The sequence below is a fragment of the Tenacibaculum piscium genome, from assembly GCF_021390715.1.
In the GTDB taxonomy this organism is placed as follows: Bacteria; Bacteroidota; Bacteroidia; order Flavobacteriales; family Flavobacteriaceae; genus Polaribacter; species Polaribacter piscius.
In genome coordinates, this window is record NZ_JAJGWT010000011.1 from 1,191 (window position 1) to 24,121 (window position 22,931).

At 32.1% G+C, this 22,931-nt stretch carries 23 protein-coding genes; 14 read left to right on the forward strand and 9 right to left on the reverse strand.

From position 1 onward, the window contains the following. Nucleotides 1–1,860 precede the first annotated feature (1,860 nt). The gene (locus L0U77_RS10210) at nt 1,861–2,448 is read right to left on the reverse strand and encodes a riboflavin synthase (RefSeq protein ID WP_233897903.1); all 588 of its coding nucleotides are present in this window, start codon (nt 2,446–2,448) and stop codon (nt 1,861–1,863) included. 97 nt (nt 2,449–2,545) lie between these two features. On the opposite strand from L0U77_RS10210, the gene pdxA reads away from it, so the two are divergent. The 9 genes from pdxA (at nt 2,546) to L0U77_RS10255 (ending at nt 9,816) form a co-directional block, all read left to right on the forward strand. Further along, the gene (gene pdxA / locus L0U77_RS10215) at nt 2,546–3,583 is read left to right on the forward strand and encodes a 4-hydroxythreonine-4-phosphate dehydrogenase PdxA (protein ID WP_233897904.1); all 1,038 of its coding nucleotides are present in this window, start codon (nt 2,546–2,548) and stop codon (nt 3,581–3,583) included. 127 nt (nt 3,584–3,710) lie between these two features. Then, nucleotides 3,711–4,247 (forward strand): YceD family protein, encoded by a 537-nt coding sequence (locus L0U77_RS10220; protein ID WP_101917781.1) that lies wholly within the window; start codon nt 3,711–3,713, stop codon nt 4,245–4,247. Between the two features lie 6 nt (nt 4,248–4,253). Further along, nucleotides 4,254–4,448, forward strand: coding sequence for a 50S ribosomal protein L32 (gene rpmF, locus L0U77_RS10225; RefSeq protein ID WP_101917782.1), 195 nt, complete (start codon nt 4,254–4,256; stop codon nt 4,446–4,448). Nucleotides 4,449–4,600: 152 nt separating this feature from the next. Next, a complete protein-coding gene (locus L0U77_RS10230) occupies nt 4,601–5,599 on the forward strand; it encodes a beta-ketoacyl-ACP synthase III (protein WP_101917783.1) in 999 nt (332 codons plus the stop codon). A 26-nt stretch (nt 5,600–5,625) separates the two neighbouring features. Further along, a complete protein-coding gene (gene accB, locus L0U77_RS10235) occupies nt 5,626–6,099 on the forward strand; it encodes an acetyl-CoA carboxylase biotin carboxyl carrier protein (protein WP_101917784.1) in 474 nt (157 codons plus the stop codon). A gap of 62 nt (nt 6,100–6,161) precedes the next feature. Then, nucleotides 6,162–7,499: an acetyl-CoA carboxylase biotin carboxylase subunit gene (gene accC / locus L0U77_RS10240; protein WP_101917785.1), complete on the forward strand. Its 1,338-nt coding sequence runs from the start codon at nt 6,162–6,164 to the stop codon at nt 7,497–7,499. Between the two features lie 70 nt (nt 7,500–7,569). Next, on the forward strand, nt 7,570–8,820 hold the full coding sequence (locus L0U77_RS10245; RefSeq protein ID WP_233901137.1) for a 3-deoxy-D-manno-octulosonic acid transferase: 1,251 nt from the start codon (nt 7,570–7,572) through the stop codon (nt 8,818–8,820). Beyond that, nucleotides 8,820–9,386, forward strand: coding sequence for a YeeE/YedE family protein (locus tag L0U77_RS10250; protein ID WP_233900180.1), 567 nt, complete (start codon nt 8,820–8,822; stop codon nt 9,384–9,386). Before L0U77_RS10245 ends, L0U77_RS10250 begins: the two co-directional genes overlap by 1 nt. 16 nt (nt 9,387–9,402) lie before the next feature. Beyond that, complete coding sequence (locus L0U77_RS10255; protein ID WP_233901138.1) at nt 9,403–9,816, forward strand: DUF6691 family protein; 414 nt, start codon at nt 9,403–9,405, stop codon at nt 9,814–9,816. A 17-nt stretch (nt 9,817–9,833) separates the two neighbouring features. On the opposite strand, the gene L0U77_RS10260 is transcribed toward L0U77_RS10255, so the two are convergent. The 7 genes from L0U77_RS10260 to L0U77_RS10290 form a co-directional block, all read right to left on the reverse strand. Next, a complete protein-coding gene (locus tag L0U77_RS10260) occupies nt 9,834–10,442 on the reverse strand; it encodes a DUF4230 domain-containing protein (RefSeq protein ID WP_101917789.1) in 609 nt (202 codons plus the stop codon). 53 nt (nt 10,443–10,495) lie between these two features. Then, complete coding sequence (locus L0U77_RS10265; protein ID WP_233884616.1) at nt 10,496–11,071, reverse strand: lipoprotein signal peptidase; 576 nt, start codon at nt 11,069–11,071, stop codon at nt 10,496–10,498. A 68-nt stretch (nt 11,072–11,139) separates the two neighbouring features. Further along, nucleotides 11,140–12,063, reverse strand: a complete 924-nt coding sequence (locus L0U77_RS10270) for a PorP/SprF family type IX secretion system membrane protein (RefSeq protein ID WP_233884617.1) — start codon at nt 12,061–12,063, stop codon at nt 11,140–11,142. A gap of 45 nt (nt 12,064–12,108) precedes the next feature. Then, complete coding sequence (locus L0U77_RS10275) at nt 12,109–13,536, reverse strand: T9SS type B sorting domain-containing protein (protein WP_233901139.1); 1,428 nt, start codon at nt 13,534–13,536, stop codon at nt 12,109–12,111. A gap of 130 nt (nt 13,537–13,666) precedes the next feature. Then, nucleotides 13,667–14,044: a TraR/DksA family transcriptional regulator gene (locus tag L0U77_RS10280; RefSeq protein WP_101917793.1), complete on the reverse strand. Its 378-nt coding sequence runs from the start codon at nt 14,042–14,044 to the stop codon at nt 13,667–13,669. Nucleotides 14,045–14,047: 3 nt separating this feature from the next. Further along, entirely contained in the window at nt 14,048–17,446 is a 3,399-nt protein-coding gene (gene ileS, locus L0U77_RS10285; RefSeq protein WP_233901140.1) for an isoleucine--tRNA ligase, read from the reverse strand. Between the two features lie 71 nt (nt 17,447–17,517). Continuing rightward, nucleotides 17,518–18,282, reverse strand: a complete 765-nt coding sequence (locus L0U77_RS10290; RefSeq protein WP_233884631.1) for a TerB family tellurite resistance protein — start codon at nt 18,280–18,282, stop codon at nt 17,518–17,520. Nucleotides 18,283–18,614: 332 nt separating this feature from the next. Here L0U77_RS10290 and L0U77_RS10295 point away from each other — a divergent pair, with 332 nt between their 5' ends. Next, entirely contained in the window at nt 18,615–19,025 is a 411-nt protein-coding gene (locus L0U77_RS10295) for a BrxA/BrxB family bacilliredoxin (protein ID WP_101917796.1), read from the forward strand. A 75-nt stretch (nt 19,026–19,100) separates the two neighbouring features. On the opposite strand, the gene L0U77_RS10300 is transcribed toward L0U77_RS10295, so the two are convergent. Beyond that, nucleotides 19,101–19,538 carry a LexA family protein gene (locus L0U77_RS10300; protein WP_233861088.1) on the reverse strand — a complete coding sequence of 146 codons (438 nt, stop codon included), beginning with the start codon at nt 19,536–19,538 and terminating at the stop codon, nt 19,101–19,103. 199 nt (nt 19,539–19,737) lie between these two features. Between L0U77_RS10300 and L0U77_RS10305 the strand changes: the two genes are divergently transcribed. The 4 genes from L0U77_RS10305 (at nt 19,738) to L0U77_RS10320 (ending at nt 22,882) form a co-directional block, all read left to right on the forward strand. Then, nucleotides 19,738–20,199 carry an Lrp/AsnC ligand binding domain-containing protein gene (locus L0U77_RS10305; RefSeq protein ID WP_101917798.1) on the forward strand — a complete coding sequence of 154 codons (462 nt, stop codon included), beginning with the start codon at nt 19,738–19,740 and terminating at the stop codon, nt 20,197–20,199. A 65-nt stretch (nt 20,200–20,264) separates the two neighbouring features. Continuing rightward, a complete protein-coding gene (locus L0U77_RS10310; protein ID WP_233897910.1) occupies nt 20,265–20,846 on the forward strand; it encodes a HupE/UreJ family protein in 582 nt (193 codons plus the stop codon). 55 nt (nt 20,847–20,901) lie between these two features. Continuing rightward, nucleotides 20,902–21,333, forward strand: coding sequence for a deoxycytidylate deaminase (locus L0U77_RS10315; protein WP_101917800.1), 432 nt, complete (start codon nt 20,902–20,904; stop codon nt 21,331–21,333). Further along, entirely contained in the window at nt 21,320–22,882 is a 1,563-nt protein-coding gene (locus L0U77_RS10320) for a S41 family peptidase (RefSeq protein ID WP_233897911.1), read from the forward strand. Before L0U77_RS10315 ends, L0U77_RS10320 begins: the two co-directional genes overlap by 14 nt. The last annotated feature ends 49 nt before the right edge of the window (nt 22,883–22,931 follow it).

The window sequence follows — 22,931 nt, forward strand, 5'->3', positions numbered from 1 at the left end:
CCAGTAAATCAAAATATYSATTGATAAAYACTCGCATTGCTACTGGAACAGCTCCAGNAAATCAAAACATTCATTGGTAAATATTCACTTTTACAGCTCCAGTAAATCAAAACATYSATTGATAAACACTCGCATTGCTACTGGAACAGCTCCAAAAATCAAAACATTCATTGGTAAATATTCACTTTTACAGCTCCAGTAAATCAAAATATTCATTGGCAAACACTCACTTTGCTACTGGAACAGCTCCAAAAATCAAAACATTCATTGGTAAACACTCACTTTGCTACTGGAACAGCTCCAGTAAATCAAAACATTCATTGGCAAAGTACCAGGGTATTTTTACGGACAAATTTAAAACATTGGTAAACATTCACTTTTACAGATCAAGTAAATCAAAACATCGATTGATAAATACTCRCWTTGCTACTGGAACAGCTCCAGTAAATCAAAACATTCATTGGCAAATACTCACTTTGCTACTGGAACAGCTCCAGTAAATCAAAACATTCATTGGCAAACACTCACTTTGCTACTGGAACAACTCCAAAAATCAAAACATTCATTGGCAAATACTCACTTTTACAGCTCCAGTAAATCAAAACATCGATTGATAAACACTCGCATTGCTACTGGAACAGCTCCAAAAATCAAAACATTCATTGGTAAACACTCACTTTTACAGCTCCAGTAAATCAAAACATCGATTGATAAATACTCGCATTGCTACTGGAACAGCTCCAAAAATCAAAACATTCATTGGTAAATACTCACTTTTATAACTCCAGTAAATCAAAATATTCATTGGCAAACACTCGCATTGCTACTGGAACAGCTCCAAAAATCAAAACATTCATTGGTAAATATTCACTTTTACAGCTCCAGTAAATCAAAACATCGATTGATAAATACTCACTTTGCTACTGGAACAACTCCAGTAAATCAAAATATTCATTGGCAAACACTCACTTTTACAGATCAAGTAAATAAAAACATCGATTGATAAATACTCACTTTTATAACTCCAGTAAATCAAAATATTCATTGGCAAACACTCGCATTGCTACTGGAACAGCTCCAAAAATCAAAACATTCATTGGTAAATATTCACTTTTACAGCTCCAGTAAATCAAAATATTCATTGATAAACACTCGCATTGCTACTGGAACAACTCCAGTAAATCAAAACATTCATTGGTAAATACTCACTTTTACAACTCCAGTAAATCAAAATATTCATTGGTAAATACCTCTATTATTTAGAATAAATATAAATTACTTTCATAACCTTAAAATCTACCGAAAAAATAAATAAAATACAAATACCTATAAATCAGCTACTTAAAAAAATATATCCCTTTTCAGGTGGGACCACGTTTAAACCTCACAATCTTAACTGATTATGAGGTTTTTTCTTGTTTGAAATATTTAATGTGTCAGTAATTTTGTTGTTTTATAAAAACAAAATTAGATGTAATAATTGCACATCATTTTTTTAAAGTAATTTTAAATTCTATTTAGAGCCTGTTTAAAAATTAAAGAAACTGTCAGTTCGAGTGATTTTTTTCCTTCAAAAAAATTGTATCGAGAACTTTTTTAGCGTCAAAATTCATCAACATAAAAGAATTCAAATTCTCGATACAATTTTAATTCCTTTTAGTCATTAAAATCACTCGAATTGACAAGAATCATCAAAAAAAAAGGAAAGAACTACGGCAAATCAGGATGCGAACCTGAAATAAATTCAGGTTGACGGATTCTATTTCTTATTTTTATGTGATGTTTTTTTTTTAGATGAAATTTAAACAGGCTCTTAATTGAATATGAGGTTTTCTATTTTATTATCCTTTTAAAAATATCCTAATTAAACTGTGTCAAACGTGCTACATATTTACCGATTATATCAAATTCTAGGTTTACTTTTGTGCCTATTTTGAAGTTTTTAAAATTCGTATGTTCTAAAGTATACGGAATAATTGCGACACTAAATTCATCTTTTTGTGAATTTACAACGGTTAAACTTACGCCGTTTATGGTAATCGAACCTTTTTCAATAGTGATCGCACTTGCATCAAAATCATACGAAAAAGTAAAAACGGTACTTCCATTTTCATCTTTGATATTTTTACAAATTCCTGTTTTATCAACATGACCTTGCACAATATGACCATCTAAACGAGCCCCTAATTTCATAGCTCTTTCTAAGTTAATTTCATCAGCAACCGCTAAACTTCCAATTGTAGTTTTATCAAGTGTTTCTTTAATTGCCGTAACGGTATATTCCTTATTATCAATAGCAACTACCGTTAAACAAACGCCGTTATGCGCTACACTTTGGTCAATTTTTAATTCATTGGTGATATCACTTGAAATAGTAAGGTGTAAATTCTCTTTTTCTGGTACTACTTTTGTTACAATTCCAAGGGTTTCAATTATTCCTGTAAACATTCTCTACGTTTTTAGTTACTTTTAGTTACTTTTGTTTGTATCAAAAATACAACTTTACAGACAAAAAAAACCATAAAAACACGGACGAAAAATGACGATGGATAAGACTACAAGCAAAATTATTGTTGGAATTTCAGTTGGAGATATAAACGGAATTGGTATCGAAATTATTTTAAAAACTTTTGAAGACAAACGAATGCTTGATTTTTGCACGCCCGTAATTTTCGCTTCTAATAGATTAATTTCATATCACAAGAAAAATTTAAAATTACACAATACGATATTCGGGATTAATTCGCTCGATAAAATTGCGGATACTAAAATCAATTTAATGAACTCTTGGAGCGAGGAAGTTAAAATTGAATTGGGTAAAAGTACTGAAATCGGTGGTAAATATGCGTATAAATCATTAGAAGCAGCCACGAATGCTTTAAAAAATAATCAAATTGATGTGTTGCTAACCGCACCGATTAGCAAAGAAAATATTCAATCGGAAGAATTTAACTTTCCAGGACATACCGAATATTTAGAAGAAAATTTAGAAGGAAAAAGTTTAATGATTTTAATGAGCGACACGCTAAGAGTCGGTTTAATTACGGGGCATATCCCGGTTTCTAAAGTTTCAGAAAGTATTACACCAGCATTGATTAAAGAAAAAGTGGACATTATGTACCACTCTTTAAAGCAAGATTTTAGCATTACTAAACCAAAAATCGCTATTTTGGGGCTGAACCCACATTGTGGAGATCACGGAATTATAGGCGATGAAGATGACGTAATTATACGCCCAACAATTGCTGAAATTAAAGAATCTGGTAAATTAGTTTTCGGTCCGTATGCCGCCGATGGCTTTTTTGGCTCTGAAACTTACAAAAAATTTGACGGCGTTTTAGCCATGTATCACGACCAAGGGTTAGCGCCTTTTAAAGCCTTATCATTTGGCAATGGTGTAAACTTTACCGCTGGATTAAATAAAGTAAGAACCTCACCAGATCACGGTACAGGTTTTGATATTGCTGGTAAAAACAACGCAAACCCATCATCATTCAAAGAAGCTTTATTTACCTCATTACAAATATTTAAGAGCAGAAAACAATATGAAACGCTAACAGAAAATACGCTAAAAACACGCTAAAAATTATTTTATTTGAAGATCAAATGAACCTCAAAATAAGATAAAAGTAAAATAGTATTTTTTTTTCGGTAAAATATAAAAATATAAACATTTTTTATATCTTTGCAAGCTCAAATTGATCTTATAGATGAAAGACATAAAAGAATTCAATATACCTTTTGTAGGTTTGAAAGAAGGAAGTCATTTGTTTACCTATCAAATTGACAAAAAGTTCTTTGAAGCATTTAAGTTTGATGAATTTAACGACGCAAACATAACCGCTACGCTCAATTTTGTAAAAAAAAGTACACTTTTTGAACTTGAATTTACAATAAATGGAACGGTAAACGTACCTTGTGATAGCACTGGCGAGCTATTTGATTTAAAAATTGAAGGCGTTTTAGATTTAGTCGTTCAATTCGGGCAAGAATATAATGATGAACACGATGAAATTTTGATACTTCCACATGAAATGTATCAAATGAATGTCGCACAATATATATATGAGTTAATCGTATTGTCAGTTCCTAACAGAAGAGTACATCCTGATGTATTAAATGGAACTATGAAATCGGAAGCTTTAGAGAGATTAAACAAATTAAGAATACGAGAACCAAAAAATGTTGAACAAACTTCAACAGACCCAAGATGGGATAAATTAAAGGATTTACTAACAGATAAATAAAACATAATGGCACATCCAAAGAGAAAAATATCGAAAACTAGAAGAGATAAAAGAAGAACTCATTATAAAGCTTCTGTACCTCAAATAGCTGTTGATCCTACAACTGGAGAAGCTCATTTATACCACAGAGCTCACTGGCATGAAGGAAAATTATATTACAGAGGTCAAGTTGTTTTAGAAAAAGCAGGTCTTGAAGCTTAAAAAAGTAGTTTTTACAAAATAAAAAAACCCTCCTTTCGAGGGTTTTTTTGTGCTTTTTTGTGAAAAAAAGCTATTTTAGATGTTTTATCTTAAAAAGTGTCAACTATTTTTCATTACTTTTGAAAACTAGTTTTACATCAAAACAAACAATTATGACTAAAATAACTGCAGCGATTTCCGCAGTAGGAAAATTTGTTCCTAAATACGCCTTAACAAATAAGGAACTTGAATCAATGGTAGACACCAATGATGAATGGATTACTACTAGAACAGGTATCAAAGAACGAAGAATACTCAAAAAAGAAGAAGGCGTAGGAACTTCTTACATGGCAATTAAAGCGGCACAAAATTTACTAGAAAAATCAAATATCGATCCGAAAGAAATTGACTTGGTTATTGTAGCAACCGCAACTCCTGACATGTTAGTTGCCTCTACCGCAGCATATACTGCTACCGAAATAGGAGCTGTAAACGCTTTTTCTTATGATTTACAAGCCGCTTGTTCTAGCTTTTTATTCGGAATGTCTACCGCTGCAAGCTATATAGAAAGTGGTCGTTACAAAAAAGTATTGTTAATCGGTGCCGATAAAATGTCATCAGTAATCGATTATACTGATAGAGCAACCTGTATTATTTTTGGTGATGGCGCTGGTGCAGCATTATTTGAACCAAATACAGAAGGACTAGGATTACAAGACGAATATTTAAGAAGTGACGGAATTGGAAGAAATTTCTTGAAAATTCACGCAGGAGGTTCTATTACTCCAGCATCCGAAGAAAGCATTAAAAATGGACAACATTTTATAACTCAAGAAGGTAGAACCGTATTCAAATACGCCGTTTCTAGCATGGCAGATGTTTCTGAAAAAATGCTTACCAGAAATAATCTTACTAAAGATGATGTCGATTGGTTAGTACCACATCAAGCAAATAACAGAATTATTGAAGCAACCGCAAATAGAGTCGGTTTAGATGCTGAAAAAGTAATGGTAAATATCCATAAATATGGAAATACCACTTCAGCGACCCTACCCCTATTGCTTGCTGATTATGAAAAAGATCTGAAAAAAGGAAATAATTTAATTTTTGCCGCATTCGGTGGAGGCTTCACATGGGGAGCTATCTATTTAAAATGGGCATACAATTCATAAAAAACCAAACAACTAAAATTAGGAATATGGATATTAAAGAAATTCAAAGTCTTATAAAATTTGTAGCTAAATCTGGCGCTAGTGAAGTAAAGTTAGAAATGGAAGATATCAAAATCACCATTAAAACTGGAAGCGAAACTCCTGAAACTACCATTATTCAGGCTGCACCACAAATGGGTATCGCACCACAAATGCAAGCACCTTTTACTGCAGCTGCACCTGCCAATAATATGCCAACTACCGAAGAAGTAGATGCAAAATACATTACTGTTAAATCGCCAATTATTGGAACTTTTTACAGAAAACCATCACCAGATAAACCAAACTTCGCAGAAGTTGGTACCGAAATAAAAGTAGGTGATACTGTTTGTGTTATTGAAGCAATGAAATTATTTAATGAAATTGAATCTGAAATTTCAGGTAAAATCATTAAAGTATTAGTAGATGATTCTACACCTGTAGAATTTGATCAACCATTATTTTTAGTCGATCCATCTTAATTTACATATAACTCCAAATAATAAAAAATTTATTATTTGGAGTTATAAAATTTTTAGAACGTATGTTTAAAAAGATATTAATTGCCAATAGAGGAGAAATTGCACTACGTGTAATTAGAACCTGTAAAGAAATGGGCATCAAAACTGTAGCTGTTTATTCAAAAGCTGATGCCGAAAGTTTACATGTAAGATTTGCTGATGAAGCCGTTTGTATAGGACCAGCCGCTAGTAGCGAATCTTACTTGAAAATGGATCGTATTATTGCTGCCGCAGAAATTACCAACGCAGACGCCATTCATCCAGGGTATGGGTTTTTATCAGAAAATGCTAAATTCTCTAAACTTTGTGAAGAACATGATGTAAAATTCATTGGTGCTTCTCCCGAAATGATTGACAGAATGGGTGATAAAGCCAATGCTAAATCAACCATGATTGCTGCCGGTGTACCTTGTGTACCTGGAAGTGAAGGTGTTATTGAAAATTTTGAAGATTGTGAAAAAACGGCCTTAGAAACTGGGTATCCTGTAATGTTAAAAGCATCTGCAGGTGGTGGTGGAAAAGGAATGCGTGCTGTTTGGAAAGCGGAAGATTTAAAAGATGCGTGGGATTCTGCACGTCAAGAATCAAAAGCTGCCTTTGGTAATGATGATATGTATATGGAAAAGCTTATTGAAGAGCCTCGCCATATCGAAATTCAAATTATTGGAGATTCTTACGGAAAAGCATGTCATTTATCTGAAAGAGATTGTTCGGTACAACGTCGTCATCAAAAATTAACCGAAGAAACTCCTTCGCCGTTTATGACCGATGATTTACGTGATAAAATGGGAAAAGCTGCTGTAAAAGCTGCTGAATTTATTAAGTACGAAGGTGCTGGAACAGTAGAGTTTTTAGTTGATAAACATCGTAATTTCTTCTTTATGGAGATGAACACGCGTATTCAAGTAGAACACCCTATTACTGAAGAAGTTGTTAATTACGATTTAATTCGTGAACAAATTTTAGTGGCAGCAGGAGTGCCAATTTCTGGTAAAAATTACTATCCTCAATTACACTCTATCGAATGTAGAATTAATGCAGAAGATCCTTATAATGGATTTAGACCTGCACCTGGAAAAATAACCTCATATCATGCCCCAGGAGGTCATGGAGTTCGTATTGATACGCACGTGTATGCAGGATATATGATTCCACCAAACTACGATTCAATGATTTCAAAATTGATTGTTACCGCACAAACTCGTGAAGAAGCAATCAATAAAATGAAACGTGCCTTAGATGAATACATTATCGAAGGCGTAAAAACAACCATTCCTTTTCATAGACAATTAATGGATCATCCTGATTATATTGCGGGTAATTACACCACAAAATTCATGGAAGATTTTAAAATGAAATAATAAAACATCAACATAAATACATAAAATCAGTGGGGAAACTCACTGATTTTTTATTTCATAAATTTGCCCTATGAATTTTCTTTATAATTTATTGCTTTTTGTAGCATCGTTATTATTGCCTATTGTTGCGTTATTCAATAAAAAAATAAAACTTTTTGTTGATGGACGAAAACAAACATTTTCTAAATTAGAAAACATCCAACAATCAGATAAGATTATTTGGTTTCACGCCGCTTCTCTAGGCGAATTTGAACAAGGAAGACCCATTGTTGAAGCCTTAAAAGAAGACTATAAAAATCATAAAATAGTGGTTACTTTTTTTTCTCCTTCGGGATATGAAATTCGAAAAAATTATAATTTAGCCGATGTGGTTTGTTATTTACCGCTCGATACAAAAGCAAACGCTCGAAAATTTATCGCTCAAATTCATCCAGAAATTGCCATTTTTATCAAATACGAATTTTGGCCAAATCTTTTATCCGAAGTAAAAAAACAACAAATTAATACCATTTTAATTTCAGGAATCTTTAGAGAAAAACAAGTGTTTTTTAAAAGATACGGCAGTTTTATGCGTGATAAATTAACCGCCTTTCATCATTTTTATCTTCAAAATGAAACCTCTAAAAAACTACTTTCAAGCATCGGTTTTGAAAATACAACCATCGCCGGAGATACCCGATTCGATAGAGTTTCCGATATTTTACAACAAGATAATTCACTTGATTTTATATCCGAATTTAAAAATAATAGCTATACGCTCGTTGCAGGAAGCACCTGGAAAGATGATGAAAAATTGTTAGTAAATTATATTAATAATCAGGCTTCTTCTGATGAAAAATTTATCATCGCACCGCATAATATCAATCAAAATCAAATAAAAGAATTACAAAAATCAATCTATAAAAAAACGGTTTTATATTCTGAAAAAGACCACAAAAAACACATAGGAAATTTAGCAGAAAATCAAGTTTTTATTATTGATACTATCGGTTTATTGACCAAAATTTACGCTTACGCAGATGTTGCCTACGTTGGCGGTGGATTGGCTACAGGACTTCATAATATTTTAGAACCTGCCACTTTTGGTGTGCCTATTATTTTTGGCGGAAATAAATACAAAAAGTTTCAAGAAGCAACGGATTTATTACAATTAGGAGGCGTTAAAACAGTCGTTAATCAGCAAGAATTTACCAATATTGTAAGTACTTTAAAAAATAATGCCGATTTAAGAACTACCTTTGCAAATATCAATCAGCAATATATTTTGGAGCATACGGGTGCTACCAAAAAAATACTCGATTACATCAAAAAAACCTTATAATGAATATTATTTTACAACCTTGGACTTGGTATATTTCAGGTCCTTTAATCGCTTTGGTACTGTTTTTATTTTTTTATTTTGGGAAAAGTTTTGGCGTATCTAGAAACTTAGAAACCATGTGTACGATTGCTGGTGCAGGAAAAATTTCCGATTATTTTAAAAAAGATTGGAAACAACGTGACTGGGCACTTACTTTTTTAGTCGGATTAATTATTGGTGGTTTTATCGCGATTAATTATTTATCCGCAGAAAAAAGTATCGATTTAAACCCAAAAACCGTACAAGAATTAGCCGATTTAGGCTTTGTAAATGCTGGGAATTCGTTTGTTCCTTCAGAAATTTTTAGCCTTGAAAATATGCTAACTTTTAAAGGATTTTCAATCTTATTAATCGCTGGAATTTTCATTGGATTTGGAACTCGGTACGCTGGCGGATGTACTTCTGGACATGCAATTACAGGTTTAAGCAGTTTACAATTACCCTCATTAGTTGCCGTTATCGGATTTTTTATAGGCGGTTTATTAATGACTTGGGTATTTTTTCCGTTAATTTTTGGAAGTTTATAAATCTTAAAAAAACATCATGAAAAATATAAAATTTTTGCTAATCGGTATTTTATTTGGAATAATAATGACAAAATCCGAAGCTATTTCTTGGTACAGAATCTATGAAATGTTTAAGTTTCAATCCTTCCATATGTACGGAATTATCGGTTCGGCAGTGGCAGTTTCTATGATTTTTATGTATTTCTTCAAAAAAGGAACAATTAAAGATTATTTAGGAAATCAAATAAATATAGAACAAAAGAAAAAAGGAATGATAAGAACCCTTGTTGGTGGGACAATTTTTGGCTTAGGTTGGGCGTTAGCTGGTGCGTGTCCTGGTCCTATTTTTGTACTTATTGGACACGGAATATTCCCTATTATTGTAGTCTTATTCGGAGCTATTTTAGGCGCTTTTATCTATGGATTATTAAGTGATAAATTACCAAATTAATTTTTTGTTTTTTAAATTTAATTTTCAAATAACGTATTGTTTGATGTTTTTGAGTTCGTTTTATCGACCACTTTCCACTGATAAATTTTAGATAATTGATAGATTTTTGATAACTCTTCAAATAATCTATCTTTTGCTTTTTTCTCTAACTCCGAAACCGTAATTGTTGTTTTGATATTCTCAATTGCTTTGGCACTCAGGTTATTCAATTCTTCCTTTGAAAAAGTATTAAATTGACTTTGTTGCATATCAAAATATTTGATATCAGGAGAAATAACCAATTCTTGTTTTGGTATTTTATGGATGATAATTTGCTTTGCAAGACTGTCTATTTCGATGTCTAATTTTGATAAATCATACCCAACCTCCACTTTTGCATTTACCGATAGAATTGCTTTTTTTTCAAAAGAAAGATAGTCGTAAAAATATTTTTTGGTATCTGAAAAATGATACATTTCAGAAAAAGTTCCTTGTGAAACTACTAATTTACGTATGTTTTGAATACTGTTTAAAACGACTTGAACTTCTTCATGTTGCTGTTTTTCTTCTTGTTTTTTCTCGTACCAAAGTTTAGCAACCAAAAAACCGAGTAAAAAAACAGCCAAATATTTAAAGAAACGCATCATCTTTTTTTATTATATTTTCCTATAAATATATAACAAATAGTCTAATTTCACGCTTATTTTTCTTCTTTAGGAAACGCTTCTTTATTAAATAAAAATAACAACGCAACGCCAATACTAATCCACGCATCGGCACCGTTAAAAATAGCATTGAAAAAAGTAAAATTCTCACCTTGATACATCGGAAAATAAAGCATATCCACTACTTTACCATGAAACAATTCACCATACGGTTTATCAGAAAATAAAGTGGCTACATTATGATATGAACTATCAAAAATAACTCCATAAAAAACAGAATCAATAATATTCCCTACTGCTCCTGCCAAAATTAAGGCAATCGCAATGATAACTGCTGTATGTGTTTTTCGCTGTATTGTTTGCCACAACCAATATCCAATACCAGAAACCGCAACAACTCTAAAAAGCGTTAAAAATAATTTCCCTGCCTTACCACCAAATTCAAAACCCCAAGCCATACCATTATTTTCAGTAAAATGGATTTTAAACCAATCACTAAAAACAACTACTTCTTCCCCTAATTGAAAGTTTGTTTTGATATATATTTTACTAATTTGGTCAATTAAAATTGCCAAAATGATGGTCAGTATTGCAATATTTTTTTTAGACATTTTTTGAATTTAATAGCAACAAAAATAAGCATATTATCAGCTAATTAACAAGCTTTATTCATTTTGCTTTAAAAGAAACGGTCATAATAACAGCGATTTCCTCTTGTTTTTTTTAAGTTGTACAATATAAAAAACTCATGAGATCCATTACTTAAACTGCCTAAACTATTAAACATTTTACCGTAAGAGTATCCTAAAGCTACGTTTTCTGAAACACTAATTTTAACTAGGGCATTTAACGTATTACTAAAATTATAACCTACACCTAGTTCGAACTTTTGATTAATTAGCACATTTGTTGCCACATCAATAGACGGTGCTGAATTTTGCAAATAAGTAACTAAAATAGATGGTTTTACTTTTAAATCAGCATGAACTTCATATACATAGCCTGCAGTTCCATAGTAATGATTTTCTAAACTACTGTTACTTTGTAAAGTATTGTCATAAAGTTTACTTTTAATTAAATTAGGACTTGATATACCGACATAAAATTTCTTAGAAAATAAAAATACCCCTGCACCAAAAACAAAATCAATCATACTAACATTTTCCTTAAATAAAGGGTCGGTACTTGCTAAACCTGATGCTAATGTTAAGTTATTAAAAACTCCGTTATAAGATGAAAACCCTGTTTTTACTCCTGTAGAAAGGCTTATATCTTTTTTCAATCTAACAACATACGATAAATCAACAGTTGCATTAACCGTTTGTATGTCGTTTCCGATATTATCATATAAAATAGAAAATCCTCCTTCTAAATTTTTATTTAAGGCTCCATGCCCAAAAAGAAGTCCTGTTTTAGGGGAACCTGTTATTCCGCTCCATTGATTTCGGTAAAAAGCACCAAATTCAACAACGCTTTTATCAACATTCGAATATGCTGGGTTTAACATACTTAAATTATACATGTAGTGTGAAAATTGAGGTCGCTGTTGTGCCATAGCAAAACTTGCCCAACAGAATATTATGAAAAATAATTTCTTAGTCATGGTTTGTCGTAAAGTTGTATTGAAATTATATTGAAGTTCTAGTACTTATTTTCGTAAATGTATGCGTCCTTGCAATAATTCACTATCAGGTTCATTAAGTTCTATTCGATAAAAATAAACTCCACTAGGTAATGTGTTTCCTTTGGTATCGGTACCATCCCAAGGGCTTGAATTTATAGTTCCTTTAAAAACTAGATATCCATATCTATTAAATATCTCTAAACTATGGTTTAAATAGATGTCTAAATTTTTAATACTAAAAGTATCATTTATACCATCGTTATTTGGTGAAAAACCATCAGGTATTGTTATGGGTTTTATCAGTAAAGCTACCAATAATTTAGCTTTTGATATATTGGGTTTCGCACAAATATTAGCCTTAGGGCTTACAAGTACTCTGTATAAATTCCCTGAAAAAATTGCCGCTACGTTTGCTATTGATAAATGAGTTGTATTGGTTCCTGAATAGGTTAAATCATCTGTTAAAGTGTTCCATGAATTTCCATTATCTTCACTTACTTGCCATTGAATATTCACTTGATTGATATTCGTTACAAAGCTAAAACTTGTGGTTTCACCAATTTTAACACTAGTGTTTTTAAGTTTTTTATTAAAAACGATAACAGGTACATCTTGCAGATAATCATTAACCTTATTATTATCTAAATTAGCAGGTTTTGTATAACCATCGGGTGCAGATGTTACCAAACCATTGGCATCTTCTACGGGTGTTCCTGTTCCTAAAACACCGTCATTATCGGGGTCTGAAAAACCTGCTTCAAGAACATCAAAACAACCATCGCCATCAGAATCTAAATCTAAATTATTTGGTATTCCATCACCATCTGTATCTCTACAAGGTGGGCTTGAAAGCACGATAATTTGAACATCATCAATTAAATTACCAATAGATTTATCATTCCCTGTACTTGATATCGATTTAAAAGCAAATATCGTTTCTGTTTGATTTGAAGGCACCGTATATTCACCACCATAAGTACCCCAAGTTGATTTACCGTCAGACATGGTTTCTTGTAGTATTAAAGTACTTAATGAAGCACCTATTTTAACAGCTGCAACATCTGTACCCATTCTTCCTCTATGTTTAACAGACCAAGATACTTTAGTACCTGGAGTTAAACATAATTTTTGAAATAATGTTGATTCTTCATTAGCATTTAACTCAGCAAATTGATTTCCTTCTGCAGCATTTACGCCTTCCAGAGGACCACGCCAAATTTCAATAAAATTATCTGAAGCAGTTGTTTCCCAACCAGGAACCTGATTTTCTTTAATAAAATTGTAGGTAGATACTGATTTAGCAGGATTCTCAAAACTACCATTTATAATTGGTTGAGCACAAATAGTAAATCCACATTCTTCGGAATCTAAAATACCATCGTTATCGGAATCTAAATCTGTTTGGCTAAAGCTATTGCTTGTAATACATAAGCATGCTAATATAAAAGGCATATAAATAAAATTTATAGCACTTTTAATCTTCTGTTTTTTTGGGGGCATTATTTTAATAAAATATTTAATTAAAAAAACTGTTTAATACCAGAACAGCACTAAACAGCTTTTTCTATTATAATTGTAGTACTTATTGTTTGCGTTTTGCATCAATACTTAAAGTAGCGTGCGGCACTAACTTTAAGCGTTCTTTTTGAATTAATTTCCCTGTAACTCTACAGATACCGTATGTTTTATTTTGAATACGAATTAAAGCATTTTTCAAATCGCGAAGAAACTTTTCTTGACGGATTGCCAATTGCATATTTGCTTCTTTTGCCATGGTATCCGATCCTTCTTCAAATGATTTAAAAGTCGGAGAAGTATCTTCTGTACCATTGTCAGAACCATTTTTGTAAGAAGATTCTATCAATAATAAATCTTCTTCAGCATGCTTAATTTTTTTTAAAATAATTTCTTTAAACTCCTGTAAATCTACATCAGAGTATCTTACATTAATGTCATCCATAACTTATGCTTTTTCAATTAATATGCTACTTTTTATGGTATCAAACTCAATTTCTGTACCACCGCTTAACTCATCGACAAAAACCAGTTCATTAGTTAATGTTTCTGCCTTTATATAATTTTCATTTGCTGTTACAGATTCTTGTAAATCAACTGTTTTTAAAATCGTTAATTTAATTTTATCGGTAACTTCTAAACCTGTTTCTTTACGTCCGTTTTGAATTCTGTTGATTAACTCTCTAGCAACTCCTTCTTTACGTAATTCTTCATTAATAGTAACATCTAACGCTACGGTTAAACCTTCTGCGTTTGCCACTAACCAACCTTCGATATCTTTCGATGAAATTTCTACATCCGCAGTTTCTAAGGTGATATTTTTACCATTAACTTCTACTAAAATGCTTCCTTCTTTTTCAATTTTGATGATATCGTCTTGTGTAAATTTCTGAATTTCAGAAGCCACCAATCTCATATCTTTACCAAATTTTGGTCCAAGTGCTTTAAAGTTTGGTTTAATTTGCTTCACTAAAATATCAGAAGCATCATCTAAAAGTTCAATTTCTTTCACGTTTACTTCTGATTTAATCAAATCAGCAACCGCTAAAATTGCTGCTTTTTGAGTCGCATCTGAAACAGGAATCATTATTTTTTGTAATGGCTGACGTACTTTTATTTTTTCCTTAGCTCTTAACGACAAAACTAGAGAAGATATTGTTTGAGCATTTTCCATTTGACGCTCTAATGATTTATCAATTAAAGCCTCATTACAAACAGGAAATTCTGCTAAGTGAACACTTTCAAAACCTTCACCATTTGTAGTACTTGTTAAATCTTTATATAATTTATCCATAAAGAAAGGCGCTACTGGCGATGCCAATTTAGCAACCGTAAGCATACAGGTATATAAAGTTTGATATGCCGATATTTTATCTTGTGCATATTCACCCTTCCAAAAACGTCTTCTACATAAACGCACATACCAGTTACTTAAATGATCTTGTACAAAATCAGAAATTGCTCTAGTTGCTTTTGTTGGTTCATATTCAGCATAAAAAACATCTACTTTTTGAACAAGCGTATTTAATTCTGATAAAACCCAACGATCAATTTCTGGTCTTTCAGCTAACGGAACCTCAGCTTCACTATAATTGAAGTTATCTAAATTAGCGTATAAACTAAAAAACGAATACGTATTATAAAGTGTTCCAAAGAACTTTCTACTTACTTCGGTAATTCCATCTAAATCAAACTTTAAATTATCCCAAGGATTTGCGTTTGAAATCATGTACCAACGTGTAGCATCAGGACCATATTTATCTAAGGTAGTAAACGGATCAACACCATTTCCTAAACGTTTCGACATTTTCTGCCCGTTTTTATCTAACACTAATCCGTTAGAAACTACATTTTTATAGGCTTTATCATCAAAAACCATAGTAGCAATAGCGTGTAAAGTATAAAACCATCCACGAGTTTGATCCACTCCTTCGGCGATAAAATCGGCAGTTTTCCAGCCATCTTCTACCAATGTTTTATTTTCAAAAGGATAATGCCATTGTGCATAAGGCATAGAACCTGAATCGAACCAAACATCAATTAAATCAGATTCACGTTGCATTGGCTCGCCTGAAGCTGATACCAATGTAATTTTATCAACTACATTTTTATGTAAATCAACGGTATCATAATTTTCATCAGACATATCTCCTGATACAAAATCAGCAAAAATATCTTCGGTCATTACGCCTGCTTTTACAGCAAGTGCCATTTCTTCTTTTAATTCAGCTACAGAACCTACTATTTTGGTTTCCTTACCATCTTCAGTTCTCCAAACTGGCAACGGAATTCCCCAAAAACGAGAACGAGATAAATTCCAGTCATTAGCATTTTTTAACCAATTTCCAAAACGACCTGTTCCTGTTGATTCTGGTTTCCAATTAATTTCTTCGTTTAAAGAATGCATACGGTCTTTAACTTCCGTTACTTTAATAAACCAAGAATCTAACGGATAATATAAAATAGGCTTATCAGTTCTCCAACAATGTGGATAACTATGGACATATTTTTCAACCTTAAATGCTTTATTTTCTTCTTTTAATTTGATGGCAATTTCTACATCTACCGAACGCTCAGGAGCTTCGCCATCAGCATAATATTCATTTTTAACATATTTCCCTGCAAATTCACCCATTTCTTTGGTAAATTTACCTTGTAAATCAACTAAAGGAACTAAGTTATCATTTTCATCTTTAACCAACATTGGTGGCACACCTGCATCTTTACAAACAATAGCATCATCTGCTCCAAAAGTTGGTGCTGTGTGTACGATTCCTGTACCATCTTCTGTAGTTACAAAATCTCCAGAAATTACTCTAAAAGCTTCTTCAGGATTATCGTGTGGTAACGTATATGGTAATAATTGCTCATATTTAGTACCGACTAAATCAGCACCTTTACATTCTGCAATTACTAAATAAGGTATTTGTTTATCTTCAGCTTTATAAGTAGCTAAATCAGCTTCATTTTCAACAGCTTTAAACTTTTTCCCTGCAAATTGTTTTGCCAATAAAGGCTTACCTAAAACTACTTGTGTAGGCTCAAAAGTATATTGATTGAATGTTTTTACTAAAACATACTCAATTTTATTTCCAACGGTTAATGCCGTATTTGAAGGAAGTGTCCAAGGCGTTGTTGTCCATGCTAAAATATGAACATCGTTTCCGTTTTGTAAAACACTAGGCAGAGTTTCAGATACCGCTTTAAATTGAGCAACGACAGTTGTATCAGTAACATCTTGATACGCTCCTGGCTGATTCACCTCATGAGAACTTAAACCCGTTCCTGCTTTTGGTGAATATGGCTGAATTGTATATCCTTTATACATCAAATCTTTATTATAGATTTGTTTTAACAACCACCAAACAGTTTCCATATATTTTGGTTTATACGTAACATACGGATCTTCCATATCTACCCAATATCCCATTTTTTCGGTAAGCGTATTCCAAATATCAGTATATTTCATTACTGCTTTTTTACAAGCAATATTGTACTCTTCTATCGTAATTTTAGTTCCGATATCTTCTTTGGTAATACCTAATTCTTTTTCAACACCTAATTCAACAGGTAAACCATGCGTATCCCAACCAGCTTTACGCTTTACTTGAAAACCTTTTAACGTTTTATAACGGCAAAAAATATCTTTAATGGTACGTCCCATTGCATGATGAATACCTGGTAAACCATTTGCCGAAGGAGGTCCTTCGAAAAAGATAAACGGTTTATTATCATCACGCGTAGTTATACTTTTTTCAAAAATGTTGTTTTCTTTCCAATAATCTAGGATTTCATCTGCAACATTTGGCAAGTTAAGCCCTTTGTATTCAGTAAACTTCGTACTCATTTTTTCTTTATATTTATTGATTTCGCGAAATTACGTATTTTCTTGTAATTGTAGTAATTATGCACTTCTTTTTAAGAAAGCCCTCTTTCTTTTTTTATCTGTTCATAAGCACCTTGAATTTGCTGAAATTTCTGATTTGCGCCTTGTTTGTGTTCTTCTCCTAATCCTTGTAATTTGTCGGGATGATATTTCTTAGCCATTTTTCGGTAGGCTTTTTTAAGTTCGTTATCGGTGGCTTGTTTCGTAATTTCTAAGATTTTATAGGCGCTATCAACTTCTTCATAGAACATTGCTTTTATGGATGTATAATCATGATTATTGATATATAAATACCCTGCAATTTTCTTTATTTCTTGTTCTTCAAGTGCTGTTACTTGCCCATCAGCTTTGGCGATTCCGAATAAAAAGTGTAGCAATTGTAAACGAGAAGAGTGCGTCATGTGTTGACGGATTTGCATACAAACTTGTCGTGTTGAAATTTCTTTTTTAATGATGCCACTAAATAACTTAAAAGCATGATTTGCGCGTTCTTTCCCGTACATTTCTACAAAATGCAGGCGTACGAAATCGAGTTCACGTTGATCGATTTTCCCATCGGCTTTAATAACTACGGAAGCTAAGATCAGTAATGTTATTTCAAAGTCGCCAGAAGTGGCTTGCATTCTTTCTTTATTTTTTTCTTGTGTATTTTGTTGATATTCTTTTTGTTCATTGCTAAAATCGCTGAAAGAAACGCCATCAATAAAACTTCCTACGGCATATCCGATAATAGCTCCAATAGGTCCTCCCATTGTAAATCCGACTCCTGCTCCGAGCCATTTTGCAAACTTTCCCATTTTATTTTTATTTTTTTTTAAAGATGTAAATATACTATTAATCTTATTTTTAAGTAATTATTTCTTTTTTTAAAACGAAAAGCTATTTTAGAGTTATTTTGAAGCTATTTCCCGCTTTGCGCACTCGCTCTTTTTTTTGAAGAAAAATCAAAAAAAAGGAGCTCAAACAATTGCTTCAATCGGGGCTAGGTCTATTTATTAAGTTTTGAGTATTTTCTTAAATCTTGTTTTTTTATTAAAATGGCGAGTTTCATTCTAGATATGCTTTTTTGGAGTTTGATTCTTGTTTTTAAATAAAGTATCTTTGCAGAAAACCATTTAACACAAAAAATATGTACCCAGAAGAATTAGTAAAACCGATGCGTGATCAATTAATCGACGCTGGTTTTGACGCATTATATACCGCTGAAGATGTTGATAAAGCATTAGCAAAACAAGGAACAACTTTAGTAATGGTAAACTCTGTTTGTGGTTGTGCTGCAGGTACTGCAAGACCAGGAGCTATTGCCTCTTTAGGCGCTGAAAAAACACCAACAAATTTAACGACTGTATTTGCAGGTGTAGAGAAAGAATCTACGGCAAGAGCAAGAGAAATGATGATTCCTTTTCCTCCATCGTCTCCAGCGATTGCGTTATTTAAGGATGGTAATTTAGTTCATATTTTAGAGCGTCATCATATTGAAGGACATTCAGCACAAGCAATTGCACAGAATTTAGCAGCAGCTTACGATGAATTTTGCTAGTCAGTATTTATAGAAAATATTTTAAATAAAATCCAGCAAATTTGCTGGATTTTATTTTATACTGATATTCTAAAATTACACTTTTTTAATAACACTTGTTACAATTCCCCAGATGATAAAATTATTTTCTTCGGTAATTTTGATTACAGGATAATCAGGATTTTCGGGTTGTAGCCAAACTTCATCTTTGGTTACTCTTAATCTTTTTACGGTAAATTCTCCATCTAAAAAACAGACAGCTATTTTATTATTTGTTGGTGTAATACTTCTATCAATTACTAATAAATCATTATCATCTAATCCTGCACCAATCATTGATTGTCCGCTAACTTTCGCAAAAAAAGTAGCCTCTTTATTTTTAATTAACTCTTCATCCAAAGAAATACGTGTTTCTTTAAAATCATCGGCAGGCGATGGAAAACCTGCAGAAATCCCCATGTCTATAAAAATGGCACCCTTACTTTTACTCATTTCCTTAGGTGCTAAAAAAGTTAATACTTTTGATGTATTCATAATTTATTTTATGATAATAATCTGATTCCTATTTTGACTATACTTCGCCATCTACTTCTGAAGGAAATGCTAATTTAACACATTAATTTTTAATCCTTTAATTGATATGCATCAAAAAAGCAATAAAATTTAAAATAGATAATAAACATTGCATGATAAGCTCAAAAATAATCTACTGAAGTTTGCTTATTTTTGCAGTATGATTAAAAAGTTAAAAATTGATGGAATTGATAAAATTATCATCAAACGGTTGGTTGCCGATGCACGTACGCCTATTTTAAGCATTGCTCGGGAAGTTGGAATTTCAGGAGCTGCCATTCATCAGCGATTGCGAAAATTAGATGCTTCTGATTTAATTGATGGTTATAAAATGGTCTTAAATCCGAAGGCTTTAGGCTATAATACGACCGCTTTTGTAGGGGTGTTTTTAGATTCTTCGAGCTTGTATTCATCAGCAATAAAAAGATTAAAAGAAATTCCTGAAGTTGTTGAAAGCCATTATACAACAGGGAATTATGCTATTTTTATCAAAATACTTTGTAAAAATAATGAAGATTTAATGCACTTATTAAATAAAGATATTCAAAATATAAAAGGCGTTTCAAGAACCGAAACCTTTATTTCTTTAGACCAACAAATAGACCGACAAATCAAAATTTAAACTTTTTATATTTCAACTATTTATCATTTTAATTATTTAATTATCATTAATACTTACTCAAATCAATGAACGATTTTATTTTTTACCTTAAAATGGGCTTATTTCATGTGCTTGATATTAGTGCCTATGACCATATTTTATTTTTAATCGTCTTGGCGATTGTATATCAATTTAAACAATGGAAAAAAGTTTTATGGTTAATCACGTTATTTACCGTTGGACATTCGATAACTTTGGCACTTTCTGCCTATGGAATCGTCAAAATAAATGCCGATTTAGTCGAGTTTTTAATTCCATTAAGTATTTTCATCACTGGTTTGCTGAATGTTTTAACCGCTAAAAAAGCATCGGTAGGAAAAGAAAATCAAAATTTATTTTTTGCTTTATTCTTCGGATTAATTCACGGACTTGGTTTTTCAAATTATTTCAAAATAATGATTGGTAAAACTTCCGATAAATTAATGCCACTTTTAGAATTTGCTATCGGTGTAGAAATCGCACAAATTATTATTGTTTTAGGAATTTTATTGGCAGGGAAAATAGCATTAACATTCTTGAATTTACACCGAAGAGATTGGATTTTAGTGGTTTCATCAATTGTTATGGGAATTGCTTTCGAGATGATGATGAATCGTATTTTTTGGTAACGAATTAGATAATTAACTTTTAAAAACTCTTGTAAAATCTATAAATTCATTTATTATTTTGGGTAAAAAACAATTAAAATACGACAAGGCCTATTTGAAAATGGCAAAAGAATGGGGTAAATTATCGCATTGCAAACGCAAACAAGTAGGCGCGATTATCGTTAAAGATCGCATGATTATTTCTGATGGTTATAACGGAACGCCTTCTGGCTTTGAAAATTATTGTGAAGACGAAGAAGGCTACACAAAATGGTACGTACTACACGCCGAGGCAAATGCGATTTTAAAAGTTGCTGCTTCTACGCAATCATGCAAAGGTGCGACCTTATATATTACACTTTCTCCTTGCCAACAATGTAGCAAATTAATACATCAGGCGGGTATAAAACGCGTGGTTTATGCCGAAGATTATAAAGATACTTCTGGCATCGATTTTTTAGAAAAAGCAGGGGTTAAAATCATACATTTACCTTATGAAAAAAAATAATTTCCCTATCTATTTTTCCTTTGCCGTAGTTTTAGGTATCCTTATCGGAACTTTTTTTAGCAAAGGAACAACAACTAATTTTATCCGAAAAAATTCAGCATCGGAAAAAAAAATAAAACGCTTAATCGATTACATACAACATGATTATGTCGATGCTGTAAATACTGATGATTTATTAGACGGTGCAATAACCGAAATGCTCGGTAAATTAGACCCACATTCTGTATATATTCCCAAAGAAAAACTTCAATTAATTACCGAAAATATGCAAGGTAATTTTGTAGGAATCGGCGTGCAATATCGTATGATTGGCGACACTATTACAGTGATTTCACCTATCAAAGGAGGTCCAAGTATTAAAGCGGGAATTAAAGCAGGCGACCGTATTTTATCCGCAGATAAAGATACCTTATTCGGTAAAAATTTATCGACAACAACCATCATGAAATCCCTAAAAGGAGAACCAAATACAAGCGTTCGCTTACAAATTTATCGAAAAACAATCGATAGTATTTTTGATGTAAATATCAATAGAAATAAGGTAAATATTAAAAGTGTTGATGTCGCTTATATGCTAAATGATAGTCTTGGGTATATCAAATTAAATCGTTTTGCTCGTAATTCTTATCTGGAATTTAAAAATTCTTTACGTGATTTAAAAGAAAAAGGAATGACCGATTTAGTATTTGATCTTCGTGGAAATGGCGGTGGTTTTGTGGATATCGCCAATAGTATTGTTGATGAATTTTTAGAAGATGAAAAATTAATTGTATTCACCAAAAATAATAAAGGAAACATTAAAGAATCGTTTGCCACCGAAAAAGGAAGTTTTGAAAAAGGTGGTTTATATGTTTTAATTGATGAAAATTCAGCTTCGGCTTCGGAAATTGTTGCGGGAGCTTTGCAAGATAATGACAAAGGAATTATCATCGGTCGGCGTTCGTTCGGAAAAGGATTGGTACAACAAGAAATGGATTTAGGAGATGGTTCTGCAGTTCGTTTAACAATCGCTCGCTATTACACGCCAACAGGACGTTCCATTCAAAAACCATACAAAAAAGAAGACGCAACTTCGGTATATGATACCGATTTTGATACTCGATTAAAAAATGGCGAGTTTTTCACAAAAGATAGCATCAAAACTATTGATAGTCTAAAATTTACCACGCCAAAAGGAAAAATTGTGTACGGCGGTGGCGGTATTATTCCTGATTATTTTGTGTCTGTAGATACCACAAACTATATTCCAACTATCTTTTTTAGACCTTTAAATACCTTTGCTTTTAATTATGTCGATAATAATCGTACAGCATTAGAAAACCTAACAGTCGAAGAATTTATCAAAAATTTTGATGCTAAAAATGATGTTTCTACTGAATTTTTCAAAGAACTTAAAAGTTATAAATTCTCTAAAAAAACGAAAAATCAACTAAAAGAAACGCTAAAAACAGTCATCGCTAGAGAACTTTTTAGCGATGAAGGTTTGTATAAAGTGAATCAAATGAATGATAAAATGCTTCAAAAAGTATTTGAATTAGAAACGAAATAATCAAAAAAAACACTTATACCAATATAAGAAACGCTTACCTCCTATTTTT

What these genes read in the sequence shown, in the direction of transcription:
- L0U77_RS10210 (WP_233897903.1), bottom strand. Translation starts at nt 2,448, where the DNA reads ATGTTTACAGGAATAATTGAAACCCTTGGAATTGTAACAAAAGTAGTA.
- pdxA (WP_233897904.1), top strand. Translation starts at nt 2,546, where the DNA reads ATGGATAAGACTACAAGCAAAATTATTGTTGGAATTTCAGTTGGAGAT.
- L0U77_RS10220 (WP_101917781.1), top strand. Translation starts at nt 3,711, where the DNA reads ATGAAAGACATAAAAGAATTCAATATACCTTTTGTAGGTTTGAAAGAA.
- rpmF (WP_101917782.1), top strand. Translation starts at nt 4,254, where the DNA reads ATGGCACATCCAAAGAGAAAAATATCGAAAACTAGAAGAGATAAAAGA.
- L0U77_RS10230 (WP_101917783.1), top strand. Translation starts at nt 4,601, where the DNA reads ATGACTAAAATAACTGCAGCGATTTCCGCAGTAGGAAAATTTGTTCCT.
- accB (WP_101917784.1), top strand. Translation starts at nt 5,626, where the DNA reads ATGGATATTAAAGAAATTCAAAGTCTTATAAAATTTGTAGCTAAATCT.
- accC (WP_101917785.1), top strand. Translation starts at nt 6,162, where the DNA reads ATGTTTAAAAAGATATTAATTGCCAATAGAGGAGAAATTGCACTACGT.
- L0U77_RS10245 (WP_233901137.1), top strand. Translation starts at nt 7,570, where the DNA reads ATGAATTTTCTTTATAATTTATTGCTTTTTGTAGCATCGTTATTATTG.
- L0U77_RS10250 (WP_233900180.1), top strand. Translation starts at nt 8,820, where the DNA reads ATGAATATTATTTTACAACCTTGGACTTGGTATATTTCAGGTCCTTTA.
- L0U77_RS10255 (WP_233901138.1), top strand. Translation starts at nt 9,403, where the DNA reads ATGAAAAATATAAAATTTTTGCTAATCGGTATTTTATTTGGAATAATA.
- L0U77_RS10260 (WP_101917789.1), bottom strand. Translation starts at nt 10,442, where the DNA reads ATGATGCGTTTCTTTAAATATTTGGCTGTTTTTTTACTCGGTTTTTTG.
- L0U77_RS10265 (WP_233884616.1), bottom strand. Translation starts at nt 11,071, where the DNA reads ATGTCTAAAAAAAATATTGCAATACTGACCATCATTTTGGCAATTTTA.
- L0U77_RS10270 (WP_233884617.1), bottom strand. Translation starts at nt 12,063, where the DNA reads ATGACTAAGAAATTATTTTTCATAATATTCTGTTGGGCAAGTTTTGCT.
- L0U77_RS10275 (WP_233901139.1), bottom strand. Translation starts at nt 13,536, where the DNA reads ATGCCTTTTATATTAGCATGCTTATGTATTACAAGCAATAGCTTTAGC.
- L0U77_RS10280 (WP_101917793.1), bottom strand. Translation starts at nt 14,044, where the DNA reads ATGGATGACATTAATGTAAGATACTCTGATGTAGATTTACAGGAGTTT.
- ileS (WP_233901140.1), bottom strand. Translation starts at nt 17,446, where the DNA reads ATGAGTACGAAGTTTACTGAATACAAAGGGCTTAACTTGCCAAATGTT.
- L0U77_RS10290 (WP_233884631.1), bottom strand. Translation starts at nt 18,282, where the DNA reads ATGGGAAAGTTTGCAAAATGGCTCGGAGCAGGAGTCGGATTTACAATG.
- L0U77_RS10295 (WP_101917796.1), top strand. Translation starts at nt 18,615, where the DNA reads ATGTACCCAGAAGAATTAGTAAAACCGATGCGTGATCAATTAATCGAC.
- L0U77_RS10300 (WP_233861088.1), bottom strand. Translation starts at nt 19,538, where the DNA reads ATGAATACATCAAAAGTATTAACTTTTTTAGCACCTAAGGAAATGAGT.
- L0U77_RS10305 (WP_101917798.1), top strand. Translation starts at nt 19,738, where the DNA reads ATGATTAAAAAGTTAAAAATTGATGGAATTGATAAAATTATCATCAAA.
- L0U77_RS10310 (WP_233897910.1), top strand. Translation starts at nt 20,265, where the DNA reads ATGAACGATTTTATTTTTTACCTTAAAATGGGCTTATTTCATGTGCTT.
- L0U77_RS10320 (WP_233897911.1), top strand. Translation starts at nt 21,320, where the DNA reads ATGAAAAAAAATAATTTCCCTATCTATTTTTCCTTTGCCGTAGTTTTA.